This window comes from Aequorivita soesokkakensis (assembly GCF_001641085.1).
Classification (GTDB): domain Bacteria; phylum Bacteroidota; class Bacteroidia; order Flavobacteriales; family Flavobacteriaceae; genus Aequorivita; species Aequorivita soesokkakensis.
This window is the reverse complement of sequence record NZ_LXIE01000001.1, coordinates 46,319-64,516: the sequence shown is the minus strand read 5'-3', so window position 1 is coordinate 64,516 and position 18,198 is coordinate 46,319. Positions and strand designations below refer to the sequence as shown.

Genomic DNA, 18,198 nt, shown 5'->3' with positions numbered 1-18,198 from the left:
TTTTAGGTGCTAATTAAAACGTATAGGAAATATTAGCCAACAATGCTCTTGGCATCTGTGGATTGATTGTTGACCAGCCCTTATAATATTTCTCATTTAGGGCATTGTTTAATTTTAAACCTATTCTATATTTATTTGCTTGGTAAAAAACGGAAGCGTTTACTACGGTATAGCTTGGCAATATAAATTCACCTGTAGATTCATAGTTTATGGCGAAACTTTCACTGGCGCCATTAAAGCCAGCCCCTATTCCAAATCCATCGAGCTTTCCTGTTTGGAATTCATAGCTTGCCCAAAAATTGTAAAGCGTTTCCGGGCCAGCCTCCAGCGGACGCCTGTTTAGGATTTCGTTATTGTCAGATTTTGTGGTTTCGCTATCGTTATTGCTATAGCCTGCACGAATGTTTAAGCCAGGAATGGGGTTGGCGTTGATTTCAATTTCAAAACCTTTGCTAACCACTTCCCCACCCTGTATTTTATTGAAAGGCGATGCTGGATCTGTAATTACGCGGTCCTTCACTTTTATATCGTAATAACTTGCAGTAACGTTCAATCTATTGTTGAAAAGGTTGGTTTTTACCCCAAATTCCAATTGATTGGCCTGCTCAGGATCAAAAGTCTTTAGGGTTTGTGGGCCTTCGTCCGGGTTTCCAACCAATTGGGGCGCTACGTTGGTAAAGCCGTTTTGATAGTTTGCAAAAACCGAAAGCTTATCGGCTATTGGCTGGTATAAAAGTCCGAATTTTGGAGATAAGGTTGTTTGGTCGTAATCGTCTTCGGTAGTGGTCAAATCACCTTCGTTGTCAAATCGATCCAAACGCAACCCTACCATAGCGGAAAGTTGATCAGTAATGTTTAAAACATCTGAAGCATATACACTGTAAATATGGTATTTGGATTTGTTGTTGCCCACAGGTTGTGATGCCAAGACCGCATCAACACCTGCTGTAGAGAGTGGGTATGAATCGGTTTCAACCTCAGGTGTAAATGGATTGTCCCCGTTGGCCCCTCCCTCTGGTGTAATATTTCCGTAAAAGGCATAGCCCGTACCATTATCGGTTTGGGTGGCATTAAAATAATCCAGGCCGATCACTACTCTATTTCGAAGCGAGGCAATTTTAAAATCGCCTATAAAGTTCTGCTGGATGTCTGTGGTTTGCGTATTTGCATTTTGTTTGTTGATAAAGCGGGAAAATGTATCATTCCCAAGAATGCCATAGTCAAACAAATAGGAATAATATCCGGTTGTGGAAGTCGTACTTTTTGAAAGCAAGGTTTGCGATTCCCAAGTATCGGAAAGCTTATAATCCATTTCTATACGGTAATTCTGGTTTGGGTTTTTAAGGGTTAAGTCGTTGCTGGTGAAGGACAGTTTATTGTTATAGCCCAACTCCTCCAGATTGCTTGCTTCTGTTGGTGCGCTTCTGTTCAGGAACAAAAACATCGGATTGGTTTGTTCGGCCTGGGTAATTTCAGCATAAAGCGAAAAGGAAAGCCTGTTGTTCACTTTATAGGAAAGAGAGGGCGCAACAAAAAAGGATTTTCTAAAGCCCGCATCCTGAAAGCTTTGCTCGGTGGTATAGGCAGTATTAATTCTGAAATACAGATTGTCTTCCTTGCTTAGGGCGGTATTGAAATCGCCTATAATTTGGTTTAAGCCATAAGTTCCAGAGGTAAACGAAAGCTCCCCTCCTGTTCCCACATAGGGTTTTTTGGTCACTACATTTATAAGTCCGCCATAGGAGCTTACCGCATTGCCGAATAAAGTTGCAGAAGGACCTTTTAAAACCTCGATGCGCTCCACGTTTGCAGGATTAATAGTTCCGTTGGTTAGGCCGGGCAGCCCATTTACCAATTGCGGTTGTACTGAAAACCCCCGAAGCGAATAATATCCTGCCCCATCTCCCCCACGGCCTGTGGAAGCCCAGAGCTGTTCCACGCCCGTTGCATTTTTTAGGGCATCGTCAAAATTTGTAATCACTTGCGATTCCAAAAGTTCGGTGGTTATGGTACTGTAAACTTGGGTGTTTTCAATGTCCTTTAAAGGAAGTTTGGCAACGTATGCCGTTTGTTTTCTTGAGAATTTATTGGTGCGCTCCCCTTCTATAACTACTTCATTTAGAATTTCATTACCCTCATAAAGGGTTATTGTTTCTAGTTCCAGATTTTGATTCTTGGCTAGTGAGAAATTTATTTCCTTTGTTTTAAAGCCTAAATAGGAAACTGAAAGGATGTAATTTCCATTCGTTAAGTTTCCAATTTCAAAACTTCCGTTGCTATTTGATTGGGTTCCTTTTGTAGAATTTTTAATAAAAACATTTACTCCAGCAATTGGGTTTTGGTTATTATCTTTTATAGTGCCGGAAATGGATGCATTTTGTGCGAAGGCATAAGTTGTGATGAGAAATGTAAAGAGGGTGATTAGTTGGCTTTTCATTGTTCTTTATTTAGACTATATATAAATAATAATTTTCGGCAAATATATTTGTCAGCTTTGGGATATCCAAATTATTTATAATAAATCTAAATAAGAATTTATAAGCCTTTGATTTGGTGATCAATTTAGTTTATAGAAAATTCGTGGTTGTTGGCAATATAATATACCTAATTCTTGCAATCCATTAAAATAGCTCTACATTTTTCTCTCCAGACAGCTGTTTAGTCCAGGCTGCGAGCATTTCTTCAAACTTGGGCAACTGGGCATTTTTTTCAATTAAATCATTGTGGAGCTATGTCGTATTCTAAAAAACTTCCCGGAGCTTATCAAAGTTTTGAATATTTACATGCTTGAAACAATAAATAACCTACCTTAAAATGTATGTATTAATTCCTTCAAAACCGAATCAATTCCCATAAAGAAATCATGCTGTTGTTGATTTATAATTATATCAGGCTGTAGTGCAGTATTTTCTTGAGGTGATAAACGAAACAACCGCTTGGAATATGTAATAACTAATTTTGAATTAGGTAGCGTAAAACTATCCATATCTTGATATCCATTTGGGTTGGAACCCGTGGGCTGCCCAACAATTTTTGCATTTAACAATTGCTTAAATAGCGCTGCATTACTTGTTGCTGCAGAAAAGGTTTTGTTACTCGTTAATACGAACACGCCTTTTTTCCAATCTATACAATCAGCCAGATTTAGCGCATACGCCAGAACGGTACCCACATATAAATCTCCGCCTCCATTATCACGCATATCAATAATTACCTGTTTAATCTGTTTTTCTTGAATCTCAGATACTAATTGCGCACCAAAAACTTGCATCTCTTCAAAGGAAGGATAACCGGCAAAATTTATATATATCGCTTTTGTGCCTGAAATTGAGGTATACCACAAATTAGCATTATCAATAGTAGGTTTTTTTATTTCAGGTATCGTTAAATCTATTTTGGAAACCTCACTTCCCTCCCACTGTTCATTAGTAATCGCTTCCAAATCCGCAGTCAGTAACTTTCTATTATTATCTCGAAAGCTAAATTTAGCGTTACCCCTAGAATCAATCAAATTGAGATGGAAGAGTAATTCTGCAGTGGTCAAATAACTACTGGTTCTTTCCTTTAAGGAATATTCATTTTCCACAAATTGGGCTACGCCTGAAATTTTTTTCGCCACGGTATCAATAGGAATACCATTAATTGATTCCAAAGCTGTTTTGAGAATCTGTTCATTTTCCTTCAAGGTTTTTGTTACGTACCATTGTCCTTCTATAAATTCAATTTCGAATGGAAATCGATGTGTAGGGATATTTCTTAGTGATATAGCTGTATGGCCATCATTTATTCGTCTTGTTAAGCGCATTAATTTTAAAATAATGTCAAAATCGTTTAACGAGTCAACATTGTCATAAATCTTGCTCCATTCACTTAAAAACGCATCTTTAGATACCGAATGATACAGGTCTATGTGTTTTTGCTCCAAAGATTCCTTATAGATTTTTAAATCTTCTTTCCAGTCAATTTTGTTAGCCGTCTGTGCAAGTAAGACTTGAAACGCCGAAACGATAAAAATTGATACAGGAATAATTATTTTTTGAAATGAATTCATAGTACTATTTATTTTCTATTATATTTTATATATCGTAAGCCGTAAAACCATATGGTTAACACTGATGAAATAAACATATATCTTATTTTTCTATATTTTAGAATGAGTAGCCTATGGAGAACTCTCCATAAAATGGATCTATAAAGTCATAATCACTCCTAAAATCCCTAATCATTTCATTGACATCATGGGTGTTTGGCTTGCTATTCCAATCTTCATTTGAAAAACCATATCCAAGTGCAAAGGTCAAGGTAAAACCACTTTTCCATACCCATTTTTTTCCTGCATTTATACCAAAGCTCACATCGGGCATAGTAAAGTCAAAATTCGTTTCATTGATTTTACCTTCCCCGTTAAATTGTCTGTATCTGCCATACGCTCCAGCAAAATACGAATTCATTTGCTTATTGAAATGGTAACGATAGTTCAGTATAAAAGAATACCCACTGGATTCTATTCGTGCCTCGGTGTAGGTTTTGGGAATTGCTTCATAATCAAATCGCGCTACAAAACCGTGCTTTTTTTGATACAGGAATTCATAATTCACAGAATAAATACCAAATGCCACTGCTACAGGACAAGCACTTATGGAGTGTTTAAATTCAGAAGGTGACTTTAGCTTTAAGTCTTCTTTCTCTTGTGCATACGTAAATGTTGAAAATACTATTACAAATACATAAAGAATAACATTAGGTGTTGTTTTCATTATTGGTGTTTAATAATTGATGTTAGATAATTTTATGGTACAAAGATGTAATTCATAATAAGGTCAATCGTCCTGAATTATGATTTCAAACCTTTTAATTTAGAAGTGATTTAAGGGAATTATAAAGTGTAATGCGTAAGTTAGAATGAACAAAAAAGGCTTAACATTTTAATGTTAAGCCTAGGTGAGCGTTTGCTTTTTTTGCATTAGCGTAACGCTTCTGGATGTGCGATTGATTGATCTGGGTGTTGAGTTATCTTTCCAATGCTGGCTTCCAAAAACATTTTTTTTAGATTTTACAAGATACAAGGTTGCTGAAGTTATTTTTCAACTATCAAGTTTTCCAAATACCTTAGTGCAGAGGCAATTAAGTTATTCCTTTTTTTTGCCTTCTCTTGGAAAGTATTCAAAGTTTGTCTATCTAATTTTCGCCCTTCTACAAAAACATAGAATGGTTTTTGCAGGGTTGATAACGTAATTAACGGATTTTCATCAACTAACAACAAATTTGCCATTTTACCAACTTCAATAGTCCCAAGCGAATTCATAATGGCGTGTGTTTTGGAAGCATTTACGGTAGCGGTCTTTAAAACTTCATAATTGGAAAGGCCAGCTTCTTTGTAAAAATTCAATTCGGTATGTAATGAAAATCCAGGTAGGGTAACACCTATTCCAGCATCTGTTCCGCAAATTATATTTACTCCTGATTCGTTCAGTTTTTTCACTATGGTAAGATGAAAATCATGTTGTTTTTTAATTCTGCTGACTGTTGTTGAATCATTTTGCTTGGCAGTTAACCAACGGTTGAATTGATTTTTACTATCTACTCTTTTAATGAGAGGATTTATATAATCCAGCTGTTCTGAGTCTAACATAGAATCATTGTTCATCATTTGAAAGATATTATTGAATACTGTTAAAGTTGGACAATAGCTTGTGTGTTTTGATTGGGAAATTAAACCGATGATTTTTTGCAGTTTCAGCGTATCCAAATCATATTGTAAGGGTTGCTGTACAATTTCTTCGGCATGTTCAATAGACTTGATTTGAGGATTCAAATGGTCTGAAAACTGCACTTTTTTAGAAGGATGGGCAACAATATCCATTTCAGAAATTTTAGCCTGTTCAATAACAGCATCAAAGATTGGTTTATCCAATCCATCATAAATTTTGATAAAGTCATAACCTCTCTCTTTATATGAAACCACCTTTTCCTTCGCTTCTTCAGGGCTAAATAAATTCAAATTATCGTCACCAATAAATTCCGGTCCGGTTAGTTTTGGCCCTGTAGTAAATAAGGTGGGTGAAATTATCTTATCATTCTTTATATCTTCCTTAATTCTTAAATGCATTGGCATACCCCATACATTTCTTATAGCGGTAACACCGTTTGCAAGGTATAGGCCCAGTTCATATCTATCCCACAGATGCATGTGCATATCGATTAAACCCGGGGTTAAATACTTCTTTTTGGCATCTATAATTTCGATGCCGTTAACATTAATGGTATCTGCAATCCGCTGTATAATTCCTTCCTTTATGAATACCATTTTATTGACCAAAACGGTGTCTTGATTCATTGGAATGATATTGACATTGGTAATTAGGTAAGATTGATTGGATAGTGAGTCCTTTTTATTAATCTTTAAATAATTAGTCTCCAACGAATCAATCCAGAGGATAATGATTCCCGTTAGAATAATGATTCCAAAGAGGAGAAATCCAATTTTTAAAAGTCGTTTTAGAATTTTCATTTGTTTATTTTTTTATTTTATGCTAACCTATTACTGCTATCCAAAGCCTATAGTTTTATTGCTATTTTATTTGACTTTAATTAGCATTTACTAGCAATTTGTTATTTGCTGGGATTTTATAATAAATCTATTTTAAATTTTTAGCTTCTTCAATATAAAAATCTTCCAAATGATGCTTACCATAAGTGGGCGCAATAGTATCCTCTGCCATTAAGGTTAGAAAGAATTCAAGCGGGCCATAGGTTTTTACACTTGTGAAGGTTCTTAAGCTCCAAAGGGTTAGTGTTCTTAAACAATCTGGCAAATGAACAATTTTTACGGGTTTTTCTAAAGCTTGTAGCGCAAGTCCGCTAATCTCGTTAAGACTTAAAACATCGGGGCCTCCAATGGTTAATTCTTTGTTGTACTCATCAAGTGTATCCACAATGGCTTTAGCTAAATCCTCACCGTGAATAGGGTTGAATTTTTGATTGCCAGCGCCAAACAAGTAGACCCGACCCGATTTTGCCATTTGTAAAAAATCTTTCATATCTGAAAAAAAACCATTCGGTCTTACTATAGTATAGATTAAACCAGAAGCTTTTAAAGCATCGACAAATTTTTCCTTGGCTTCAAAAATTTTTAGCTTTCTATGTTTGTCACCGTTTATGGCAGACACATAAACAAAATGCTTTACACCCGCCTTTTTAGCTTCATCAAGCAAATTCATATTGGCCCGATAATCCACATCCATATAGGTTAATCCATCTTTTTGTCTTGTGATGCCAATGGTAGAAATTACCGTGTCAATACCCTTACAGATATCCCTTAGGGTCTCCGGATTGGTTACCTCGGCTGTTTTTATTTCCAAATAGTTTTCACAATCATTCTCTATCCTATTGGGATTGCGCACAATAGCAACCACATGGTTTTTCCTCTCGATGAGCACTTTCAATATAAAACTACCCAAGTAACCTGTAGCACCTGCTAATAAAACATTGGTGTCTTTCATTTTCAATAGCGTTTAAGGTTTGTTAGTTTAATGTTCTTTTAAAAATATATCGTGTAATAAAAATACCATTATCATCATTATCTCCTGCATCACTTTCTACTGCACTTGTTATGAAAATCAAATCCCAACCTTCTGAAAGCATGGCTGTAAGTTTGGATGAGATCACTGCGTCATTTGCTACTATATTTTGAAAGCGTATGCCGCCTAAATTATAAAAGTTCAACAGTTTAGTCTCTTCAAAGTTTCTAACCCTGATATCTTTTCTCTTGGTCTTATTCCTGCCACTGTTGTCATCGGTTTGTTCAGAAGAGAATTGTTTGTAATCTCTTTCATCATTTGAAGAAATAATGCGTGATCTACCCAATCCACTTGGAACAATGGATTCTACACTTGTAATCACCTTAATTTCAAACGCTTGCTTTGTGGTTTCCTGACTAAAAACAGGGGATATAAATAATACGTAAAATGCAAATATTGTTGCTAACTTTTTCATGTGTAAATAGTTAAATAATTGTATAATTTTAATTAAACTCGTTGCGTAATAATTGCTCAATAATCGTGTTTCGCTGTGATCCCCTATCGTCTTGTCGATTGCTTAACAGTACGATCGTTGCATTGTATGCTGGTATAAAACCAATCATGCTCCAATAGCCATTAATATCGCCAGCGTGCCAATACATGGTGGTATTACTTTCTTGGGTCGTAAACCAACCCAATCCAAAATCAGTAAAACCACTGTAAACATTTTGGGCAAACACCTCCCCTTTTTCCGCTTCTGTGAACCAATTCGACTTAACTGCATTGGCCCAGATTTCCATATCTCTTGGGGTACTACTGAAATCGCCCGCCCCAAATGGAATGGCCATAGGGTACGTACTATTTGGATTTCCGTTAAAATACCCTTGTGCGTGTGTGTTAACCTCTATTTCATCCGTACCTTTAAATGAGCTTAGCATTCCCAAGGGATTAAAAATTTTCTGTTGAATATACTCATGGTAAGGTATTCCGGATATTTGCTGTACTAACAGGGCTGCAATAAGATAATTTGAATTACAATATTGTTTCTTTGACCCTGGTGTAAAACTGAGACCCTCTTCTAATATTAAATCCGTTATAACATTATAAATGTCTATTTCATCCAGTATTTGTCCACCCTCAAAAGCTTGTTCAACTACCAGTTGATACTCTGGAATACCCGATTGATGCGAAAGTAAATGCGCAATAGTTATCTGATCGCCATTCGGAAACGCTTCATCAAATTCATTTAAGGTCTGATTAAAACTGCTTATTAAGCCCTCGCGTTTCAATTGCACTAGGGCTGCGGCAGTTAAGGTTTTGGAAACGGAGCCTATGCGATAAGCGAGGGTGTAGTCTTGCGGCATGGAAGTACCAATATTTGCCAGCCCAAAACCCTGACGGAGTAAATCATTTCCATTTTTAGTAACAATGGCATAGCCTTGAAAATCAATCTCCCTCAATAGATTCTCTACCGTTGTGTAGTTAGTTGTTGGCGAGTTTGTATCATCCTCCTTAGAGCAAGACGTAAAGAGCCCCAAAATGGATATAATACATACCAATATGAATTTTTGCAATGCTTTCATAACTGTTCGTTTTTTGATTACTAATTATGGTGCAAAGATTTATAGGATAGACAAGCCAATCGTCCTGAATTATAATTTGAAACGAATTGATGGAAATTTGCTACGAATTGGCTTTTAACCAAGCCCTAGGAGTAAGACCTTCCGCTTTTTTAAAATAGGTGTTAAATACACTCTTTGAGTTGAACCCGCTATCATAGGCTAACCCAAGAATTGTTAGGTGCGAATTTTTAGGGTCTAAGGCTATCGTTTTAAAATGCTTTAGACGGTATGAATTAACATACTGATTAAAATTCATGCCAATTACTTCATTTATTAAAAAGGAAACTTTATTGGTTGAAATTGTTAGTATTTCTGAAATTGTATTTAATGATAAAGAAGCATCAAGATAAGGTTTCTCTTCATTAAAATAAACAGTTAATTTGGTTTGTAATTCCTTTCGTTCTTCCTCTAATAAAAGCGGTTTGGTGATTTCTACAGTTTTTTTATTATCAACAATTTCATCAATTGAAAAATTACTTGTATGTAACTTGTAAAAATCATTGAACGCTCTCAAAGGCTTCAACAAGGGTTCTTGTTTATAATTGAGAATTTGTCCGCGCTTTTGTGCTACAAATTGTTTCAATAATTCATACGCTTCCTCTGTGTAATTTGTATTGGCAAGAATGAAGAGTTCAAACAAGGTCAGTTGGTCCCGTTTTAAATGATTGGAAAGAAAGCTGGATAAAACTTCTTTCGGCAAGGACTTTCTATTTTCATTTACAGCTTCATGTAACAATTGTATCTTTTCCCACAAAGGGTTGGATTGAAATTCATTTTCCAATTGTTCCCTTTTATTAAGTGCAATTAAACAAACCGCTTTTTTATGATAGGCCAAATCAAAATCAGGACGCAACTGAATAGCCTTGGTGATATGGGTTAAGGCAATATCAAAATCACCTTTATAGTAATAAATATTTGCGAAAATGTATTGGTTGTTTGCTGAAAGCGGATCTATCTCCAACAATTTTTTTCCATAAAATATAGCTTCATTAAAATGGCCATGCGCCATAAATAACTTCACCATAACATCCAACGCATCGGTATGATTAGGATTTATGGCAAGAACATCATTGAGGTAATGATATGTAGATTTAAAGTCCCATTCTCTCCAAAAACATTTATTTACATAACACATAGGGTGTTCGGGTAAATGGGTATCAATTTCTTTGGCTTTCATTAAGTTGAGAAAAGCTTTTTCAGTTCCTTCCTCTTTATCCATATACCCCCAAGTGGTTAACAACTCATAGCATTGCACATTGCCATAATATGCCTTTGCATAATTAACATCTAATGAAATTGCTTCATTATAAAATTGGATGGCTTTTTTTAATGCATCTGGTGTCCATTGTAATTGATTGAAGCGTCCTTTTAAAAATAATTGATAGGCATCAATACTCTTAGTGGGTTGCTCAATTAAATGGTCTTTTACTTCAAAATGCCCAAAATTATTTCTGATTTCATCCGCTATGGCAAGACTGATCTCATCCTCTAAATCGAATATATCAATTAGTTCCCTGTCAAACCTTTTGGACCAATAATGGGTTCCATCCGTAACATCTATTAATTGTGCTGTTATTCTAACCCGCTCTTGTGATTTTTTTATGCTGCCTTCAAGAATTGTATTTACGTTTAATTGTTTACCAATTTCCCTAATATCAATATCTCTTCCTTTAAAGGCGAAAGATGAGGTTCTTGCAATAACCTTAATTTGGCTGACTGCCGTTAGTGCATTTATAATTTCCTCGGTAATTCCATCGCAAAAGTAGTCGTTGTCAATATCATTGCTCATATTGACGAATGGTAGTACTGCAATAGACTTTTGGTTGATAAATCTTAATTTTTATTGAACAAACCTAGAAAAAAATAAAAATATAAAAAAGTAAAGGAAATCAGCTTATATGCTTTTCTAAAACTAGAATTGTGCGGTTAGGGGTATTTTGCGATTTCCATAATAAAAGATTTCCCTCTGCCGCGCTGACAAAGACAGGTTTTTAAATTTAATTTATTCGGTCTGGCCAGATATTGGGTAATTCTCATCTAAAACCAATAGTCTTTAGGCCATTACAATAGCTGCCCCTCTATCCCAATTCAAATTTAGGCCACTTGTCCTTAAAACCACTTGGTGCATAAAAAAACTCCTGAGAATTTTTCTTCAGGAGTTTTTTTATAAAGTTTAAAACTTTTTATCAATCTGCCTTTACCAATTCAATATTTAAGTAGGTGCCATCAGCAATTGTCCTCACGTTACTGTCTTGGGGGGTATCCGTAAAAATATAAACCACCTCATTGGCGTTAAAATGAACCATTTTGGTTAGGGTAGCCGAAACCTTATCCCCATTCCCCATAAAAACGTAAGTCGCAGAGCCTGGAATAAAGTTAGAATTCCACCCCTTGGCAAGGCTGTTGGTTTCTAGATAAATATAGAGCCTTTTCGCAAAAAACACAAGTAGTACATGCCGACTATAAGCCGACTCCATGCCAATCATAAGCCGACCCAATGCCGACTCCATGCCGACCACACTCCATAGATACTCCACATATACTCCATAGATACTTCATAGAGGCTTTATGAATACTACCTATATACTACAACAGCGCATCGGTCTTACGTCTTATGTCGTTTGGCGGTTGGCTATATGGTGAATATGTGAGTAAGGGGAACTTGGAATTTGGAATTTGGAATTTGAGTAAAGGTTTTTAAGCTGTAGGCTTAAGGTTTTAGATTAGTCCCAAATCGCTGGGGGCTTCATTTTCATGGCTCTCAAATAGGAAAGGAATTGTCCGGCGTGAACAGCTTCATGATATCCAATTCGCAATAAATATTTTCCAAGGTTTTTCTTGGCTCCATTTCCAGGGTGAATGATTTCCGTTTCGTTTAATTCCCTATCCGAAAATTGGCGAATGCTTTCCAAAAAGGCATTTCTATATGGTTCAGCAAATTCAATTTCGTCTGCAACACTGATGTATGGACGATTTTGCCAAGGGGTTTGATACTTTGCCATACTCCCATTATTGATTATGATATTCCATCCATAGTCGGCTTCCAGGACGTGTCTAACCATTGCTATGGCAGTCATTGCTTTGGCGTCGGGTTTCCAAAGGTAGTAGCTTTCAGGAAGCCCTTTCCAAAGTATTACGCTTCTTCTCCTTATCTCCGTAAGGTTTAAAATGATAAGTTCAGATTGTGTCATATTCTTAGTTTTCGGGAAAATAGGTTTACGTTCTTAGAATTATTATTTTTTTTGGGCTGAAAGCTTTATAATTGAACATTGAGAATTAAACCTTGGGCATTAAACCTGCAACCTTCTCACAACCCACAACCCACAACTCCCAACCCACAATTCACTACTAACTACTCACCACAATCACCACATTCCCTCTTTTCCGCCCTTTGTCAACATATTTATGGGCTTTAATGATATCAGAAAAGGGAAAGGTTTTGTCGATAAATGGTTTGAGGGCTGCCTGCTCAGCTAGTTGGCATAATTTCTCGAGATGCTCCTGACCCGGACTCGTCAGTGCCTTTACAGTTACAAAACGGCCTTCCTTTTTTAGAACTTTTGCTGCTTTTGATTTTGAGGTTTTTCCAACAGCATCAAAAACAATATCAAATTTTTGTTCCAGTTCTGCATAGTCTTGACGCTTATAGTCAATGGTAACATCAGCTCCCAGTTGTTTTGCCATATCAAAATTTGAACTGCTGCATACTGCTGTTACGGTGGCTCCACTTGCTTTCGCAATTTGGATGGCATAGCTCCCCACACTTCCTGAGGCACCATACACCAGTATGTTCTGTCCTATTCCCATTTTGGCTTTTTGAAGAAGGTATAAAGCAGTCATTCCGCCAACAGGCAAGGCGGCAGCTTCATTGAAACTAAGCGTCTTGGGTTTTAATGCCAATACACCCTTCTTCCGGTGTTCTGGAATACTTAGATATTCGGTATAGGAGCCCGAGGGGAGCATGGTTGGGGTGCCTAAAACCTCATCCCCCACTTTATATTTGCTAACACCCGCACCAATGGCTTCAACAATACCTGAAAATTCGTGGCCCAATATTTCCTTTTTCGGTTTGAATAGACCGTAGATAAGTCTAACAAAAAGCCAGGCTATTCCGGGGAAATCCGAGCTGCGCAACCGGACATCACCGGATGTTACGGAAGTTGCATAAATTTTGACCAATACTTCGTTGCGCTTTGGAGTTGGCTTCTCAATATCCACCATATTCAAAACACTTGGTGGGCCATATTTTTGGTAGGTAACTGCTTTCATTATTTCATTGTTATTCTCAGCATTCAAACAGTAGAGTGCTGAAGTTATAGTTAAGTTTTATGATTTTCTATTTCAAATTAAAATTGTGGATTATACTTGCCAGAGCATTCTTGTTTATTTGTTTTCTTCCTGCATAAATATACGAATTGCTCGAATAGCCTCCTCTTTCGATTCCTCCTGAACAAAATGACCGCTTTCTATTTCCTCCGTTTTAGCATTTGGAAGTTTCTCTTGCCAACGTTTTAAAGAGTCCATGGTAATAAAGGTGTCTTTGGTTCCCCAAAGAATCAACCATTCTTTAGTTGCCAATAGATCCAGTTGTTCCCATTGTTTTTGATACCAATCAGAAGAACCCACCAATGCTTTTGCAAGCTTTAGCAACGAAATGCGTGAAACTTTATCGGGAAATGGTTTGATATAGTGCTGATGCACTTTTTTTGATAAGTTCTTTTTGTTTGAAAAACCTTGTCTCAAAAGTACCTTGGGAGAGAAATTCATGGTTAAGTACATAAACTTTCCCACTCGGCTATTTATAACCCTATCAATTTTTTGAGCTTCTTTGTTTTCTTCAGTAGCCCAAAGCCAAGAGTTGAATAATACAACCTTATTGATTCGTGCGTTATTTTCAATACCGGCTGCCAACCCTATGGGTCCCCCAAAGTCGTGCACGACCAAAGTGATGTTGTTAAGGTCTAATTTTTTAATAAATTCGTTAAGATTCCGGGCGTGCCATTCCGGCGTTCCGGGGACTGAGTCCGGTTTATCAGACAGGCCAAACCCTAAATGGTCTATGGCAATGCAGCGATATTCTTTTGATAGTTCTTTTATGAAATCCCTGTATAAGAATGACCATGTGGGAGTGCCGTGAACGAAAAGAATGGTTTCCCCCTTCCCTTCATCCACATAGTGCATATTTCCTGCTTCCAATCGCAGAAATTTGTTTTCAAAGGGATAAAGCGTGGAGTTTACCCATGATTGGGAAAATGTCGTTGTGTTCATAATGCATAAAATTAAAATGTTAAGTGATCGATTAATTGTTCTTTAATTTTGATGCAAAGATCTGGCGCTTAAACCAGTTTGTTTTTGGTATATACCAAGATTTTAAATTTTAATCGTGTTGAACAACTTGCTGAAGTTGGTTGAATCAATCCGTAAATAGGAAGCCAAGTCTTTGTGGGAGACTAAATTGAAGAGGTGTGGACTTCTTTGGGCGAAAGATGTAAAACGTTGATGTATATCAAATGCCATCAATTCATAGTGCCGTTGCACCATTCCAATTAATATGCCTTCGGTCGCTTTTCTGAACAGCGTTTCTATATCCCGATGTTCTTGCATAAGTTGCTGGTGCTTTTCAAAGGGGATCCGAAGAAATGAACTTTCAGTTATGGTCTCCAAGTAATATTTTGAAGGTGTTTGGGTAAGAAAGGATTCCGGAATTCCGCTAAACGAGGGAGTATAGGTAAAGGCAATGACGTGTTGTTTATCCTCGTTTAGGTAATAGGATTTTTGAATTCCGTCTATTACAAAATACATATAACGCTCCGTTTCTCCCGGAGCTGTCATGATGGTTTTTTTAGGTGCAGTGTATTTGGTCCAATTCGCAATGTAGTCTTCAAGAATTTCTTGGTCTATAGAATATATTTTATTGAAAAATTCTTTCATTGTTCAGGATTGCATCTAACCGGCGGGAATTCTTTTCAAATATAGCAATAATTCAAATGTTGTAATTTTTTGGAGGTTGGCTATAGGGTGAATCTGTGAATCTGTGAGTAAGGGGAGCTTGGAATTTGGAATTGGGATTTGGAATTTGGAATTTGGAATTTTGGATTTGAAATTTGAATACAGGTCTTTAAGCTGTTGGCTGTTAGCTGAAGGCTTTAGAATTGAGAACTGGGAGTTGAGAATTGAGAATTGAATATTGAGCATTAAACCTGCACCGTCTCACAACCCACAACATCCCTATGTCATCTATAGGCCGTATCTTTGCCAATACGTCTACATCCATAAAAAAACCTATGCCCTTTAAAAAATTACATCCCGATATACTAGAGAAGCTAGCGCAACTTGAAATAACCACCCCTACTCCTTTTCAGAGCGAGTGTATTCCTATTGTAAAAAGTGGCGCCAATGTATATTGCGTGGCTCCAAAGAATAGCGGTAAAACAACCACGCTTATCATTACCACTTTGCAAAAATTGAAATGCAGGGCCATAGGCAATGCCCCACGGGCGTTGGTTCTTGTGGAAAACAAGGAAATTGCCACCCAATTGTATGATGCTTTTTTATTTTATACCAAAGAGACTTCGTTAAGGGTATATGTTGGCTATGAAGAGCTGCATAACGATGTGCAAAAATCAGAAATCGCTATGGGGGTTGATATTCTTATTTCTACTCCCAAGAGTATGAACAAGTTGTTTTTAACCAATGGCGTGAGTATTGCCGATTTAAAGCTGTTTAGTATTGACGATGCTACATTTTTAACCCAAAAATCGGCTTATGCGGCTATTATGTCAATTACCCAAAGTATTCAAAAATGCCAATATGTGCTGTATTCAGAAAAAATGCACCCGATGTTGAAACGGTTTGAGGGGTATTTTATGGAGTTTAGTAAAGTAGTGAGTAATTAGGTATTTACTTCGACTATCTCAGTACAGACTTCTTCAATTTAAACCATAAAAAAATCACCTGTCTTAAAACAGATGATTTTTTATTTTTAATAATTGATTCTACTTAGTTTTTAAGAGATTTCATATCAATTACGAAGCGGTATTTCACATCACTTTTCAGCATACGCTCGTAGGCTTTGTTTATATCTTGGATTTTTATGACTTCGATATCTGAAGTGATGTTGTGTTTTCCACAGAAATCCAATAACTCCTGTGTTTCCGCAATGCCTCCAATCAATGATCCTGCCACGGACTTTCGGCCCATAATCATTGGTACGGTAACCAACATTGGGTCCAAGGGACCTAAATAGCCAACCACCACCAAGGTGCCGCTGGTTGTTAATGTACCTAAATATGGATTTAAATCGTGGGCATAAGGTACTGTATCAATAATGAGATCAAAACGCCCCATGGCCTTTTCCATCTGGGCTTCGTCCGTGGAAATAATAACCTCATCTGCTCCTAATGCTTTTGCATCTTCAATTTTATTGGTGGAGCGTGAAAATAAGGATACGTGCGCGCCCAATGCATGTGCTAGTTTTATTGCCATATGGCCCAATCCGCCAAGACCTACTACCGCTACCCTACTATTTTTACCAACCTTCCAGTGCCGCAATGGCGACCAAGTTGTAATACCTGCACATAATAAAGGGGCTATTCCTGCATGATCTAGGTTTTCAGGAACCCGCAGTACAAAATCTTCATCCACAACAATGGTTTCTGAATAGCCACCATGGGTGGTGGTGTCTAAATGTTTGTCATACCCACCATAAGTTCCAACCCAACTTCCACAATATTGTTCTAGGTCGTCATTACAGTTGTCACAGTTTCTACAGGAATCCACCAAACAGCCCACGGCCACTAAGTCGCCCACTTTATACTTTGAAACTCCAGAACCCACTTGGGTTACCCTGCCCACAATTTCATGTCCCGGCACCACTGGATATTGCGTCATCCCCCAATCGTTGCGTGCAAAATGCAAATCGGAATGGCAGACACCACAAAATAGAATATCTATTTCAACATCTTTTGGGGTGACCTCCCTCCTATTGATGTTCATTTGTTTTAAATCGGCAACGGTAGATTCGGTGCCGAATGCTTTAACGCTTTTTGTTTTCATGGCATTTTGATTTTATTATTATTATATGATTAAGAACACTTTTTAAAAATTTAGCGTTAAGGTAACAAAAGCATTGTGAATTAAAGGATTAGACTTGTGTGAAAGACGGCAAATATTGTCCGAAGATGCTATTTTTATTATCAGATGATTCTATAATGGGTCACTCTTCAACTGCGCTCAGTGTGAAAGTTTTAGATTTTGGTTAATTATTCGAAAGGTTAAACTAAATAATGTAGTTTAGTAAAAATAAATTAAATTATGGTGCTAGCGATTATTGGCCCTTGGCAAATTATCCTGATTTTAATAATTCTTATGGTAACTTTTGTTTTACCAATAACACTCATCTTATATTTTAGGAGAAAGAATAAAAGAAAATAATTATTTTCAATACTATCTCAATTATAGGTTTAATGATGAGATTGCTCTATTAAACACTACTATTCTATTCATGGTGGCATTGTTTTTAAGCTGAAATATTCTTAAGCTTATCAGCATGCATCTTACGAAGCTTGGCCAATTTCGGAGTTATCACCGCACTACAGTATCCCGCTGATTGATTGTTTTTGTAATAGTCTTGATGATACTCTTCGGCTTCATGAAAAGTTTGCAAAGCACTAATTTCAGTAACTATCGGCTTTTCAAAATAAGGCGCCATTTCTTTTGCAACCAATTCTGCAATTTCCTTCTGGATTTCGTTGTGATAATAAATAACCGAGCGATACTGCGTTCCCGCATCACCACCTTGACGGTTTAGGGATGTTGGGTCGTGGCTGGTCATGAAAATTATCAATAAATCTTCGTATGAAATCACAGAAGGATCAAAGGTTACTTGTACTACTTCGGCGTGGCCCGTGAGGCCAGAACAAACTTCCCGATATGTTGGTTTACCTGGAACGGTTCCTCCCGTATATCCAGAAACAACTTTTTCTACGCCCTTAACTTCATTCAATACGGCTTCAATACACCAAAAACATCCGCCACCCACTGTTGCTAATTCCATT

16 protein-coding genes are annotated in these 18,198 nt (G+C 37.0%); 1 reads left to right on the top strand and 15 read right to left on the bottom strand.

The window, feature by feature from the left end; genetic code table 11:
- Nucleotides 1–13 precede the first annotated feature (13 nt).
- The 13 genes from A7A78_RS00340 to A7A78_RS00280 all read right to left on the bottom strand — a co-directional run bounded on the left by A7A78_RS00340 (nucleotide 14) and on the right by A7A78_RS00280 (nucleotide 15,073).
- Nucleotides 14–2,437, bottom strand: a complete 2,424-nt coding sequence (locus A7A78_RS00340) for a TonB-dependent receptor (protein WP_068760124.1) — start codon at nucleotides 2,435–2,437, stop codon at nucleotides 14–16.
- A gap of 372 nt (nucleotides 2,438–2,809) precedes the next feature.
- Complete coding sequence (locus tag A7A78_RS00335) at nucleotides 2,810–4,051, bottom strand: S41 family peptidase (RefSeq protein WP_068760122.1); 1,242 nt, start codon at nucleotides 4,049–4,051, stop codon at nucleotides 2,810–2,812.
- Between the two features lie 97 nt (nucleotides 4,052–4,148).
- Entirely contained in the window at nucleotides 4,149–4,757 is a 609-nt protein-coding gene (locus tag A7A78_RS00330) for a DUF3575 domain-containing protein (protein WP_068760118.1), read from the bottom strand.
- Between the two features lie 320 nt (nucleotides 4,758–5,077).
- Nucleotides 5,078–6,511, bottom strand: coding sequence for an amidohydrolase family protein (locus A7A78_RS00325; protein ID WP_068760116.1), 1,434 nt, complete (start codon nucleotides 6,509–6,511; stop codon nucleotides 5,078–5,080).
- Between the two features lie 127 nt (nucleotides 6,512–6,638).
- Nucleotides 6,639–7,502, bottom strand: a complete 864-nt coding sequence (locus A7A78_RS00320; RefSeq protein ID WP_068760875.1) for an SDR family oxidoreductase — start codon at nucleotides 7,500–7,502, stop codon at nucleotides 6,639–6,641.
- A gap of 22 nt (nucleotides 7,503–7,524) precedes the next feature.
- On the bottom strand, nucleotides 7,525–7,995 hold the full coding sequence (locus A7A78_RS00315) for a hypothetical protein (RefSeq protein ID WP_068760115.1): 471 nt from the start codon (nucleotides 7,993–7,995) through the stop codon (nucleotides 7,525–7,527).
- A gap of 28 nt (nucleotides 7,996–8,023) precedes the next feature.
- Nucleotides 8,024–9,103 carry a serine hydrolase domain-containing protein gene (locus tag A7A78_RS00310; protein WP_068760114.1) on the bottom strand — a complete coding sequence of 360 codons (1,080 nt, stop codon included), beginning with the start codon at nucleotides 9,101–9,103 and terminating at the stop codon, nucleotides 8,024–8,026.
- A 100-nt stretch (nucleotides 9,104–9,203) separates the two neighbouring features.
- Nucleotides 9,204–10,931, bottom strand: a complete 1,728-nt coding sequence (locus A7A78_RS00305) for a helix-turn-helix domain-containing protein (protein ID WP_068760113.1) — start codon at nucleotides 10,929–10,931, stop codon at nucleotides 9,204–9,206.
- Nucleotides 10,932–11,328: 397 nt separating this feature from the next.
- Nucleotides 11,329–11,628 (bottom strand): hypothetical protein, encoded by a 300-nt coding sequence (locus tag A7A78_RS00300; protein WP_131811077.1) that lies wholly within the window; start codon nucleotides 11,626–11,628, stop codon nucleotides 11,329–11,331.
- Between the two features lie 237 nt (nucleotides 11,629–11,865).
- The gene (locus tag A7A78_RS00295; RefSeq protein ID WP_068760111.1) at nucleotides 11,866–12,333 is read right to left on the bottom strand and encodes a DinB family protein; all 468 of its coding nucleotides are present in this window, start codon (nucleotides 12,331–12,333) and stop codon (nucleotides 11,866–11,868) included.
- A gap of 157 nt (nucleotides 12,334–12,490) precedes the next feature.
- Complete coding sequence (locus tag A7A78_RS00290; RefSeq protein WP_068760108.1) at nucleotides 12,491–13,411, bottom strand: NAD(P)-dependent alcohol dehydrogenase; 921 nt, start codon at nucleotides 13,409–13,411, stop codon at nucleotides 12,491–12,493.
- 114 nt (nucleotides 13,412–13,525) lie between these two features.
- A complete protein-coding gene (locus tag A7A78_RS00285; protein WP_068760107.1) occupies nucleotides 13,526–14,410 on the bottom strand; it encodes an alpha/beta fold hydrolase in 885 nt (294 codons plus the stop codon).
- Between the two features lie 102 nt (nucleotides 14,411–14,512).
- Nucleotides 14,513–15,073: a Crp/Fnr family transcriptional regulator gene (locus A7A78_RS00280; RefSeq protein WP_068760105.1), complete on the bottom strand. Its 561-nt coding sequence runs from the start codon at nucleotides 15,071–15,073 to the stop codon at nucleotides 14,513–14,515.
- Between the two features lie 353 nt (nucleotides 15,074–15,426).
- Between A7A78_RS00280 and A7A78_RS00270 the strand changes: the two genes are divergently transcribed.
- Complete coding sequence (locus A7A78_RS00270) at nucleotides 15,427–16,038, top strand: DEAD/DEAH box helicase (RefSeq protein ID WP_068760101.1); 612 nt, start codon at nucleotides 15,427–15,429, stop codon at nucleotides 16,036–16,038.
- A gap of 103 nt (nucleotides 16,039–16,141) precedes the next feature.
- Here A7A78_RS00270 and A7A78_RS00265 read toward each other — a convergent pair whose 3' ends face one another.
- Complete coding sequence (locus A7A78_RS00265; protein ID WP_068760099.1) at nucleotides 16,142–17,197, bottom strand: NAD(P)-dependent alcohol dehydrogenase; 1,056 nt, start codon at nucleotides 17,195–17,197, stop codon at nucleotides 16,142–16,144.
- 463 nt (nucleotides 17,198–17,660) lie between these two features.
- Entirely contained in the window at nucleotides 17,661–18,197 is a 537-nt protein-coding gene (gene msrA / locus A7A78_RS00260; RefSeq protein WP_423190695.1) for a peptide-methionine (S)-S-oxide reductase MsrA, read from the bottom strand.
- Between the last annotated feature and the right edge of the window lies 1 nt (nucleotide 18,198).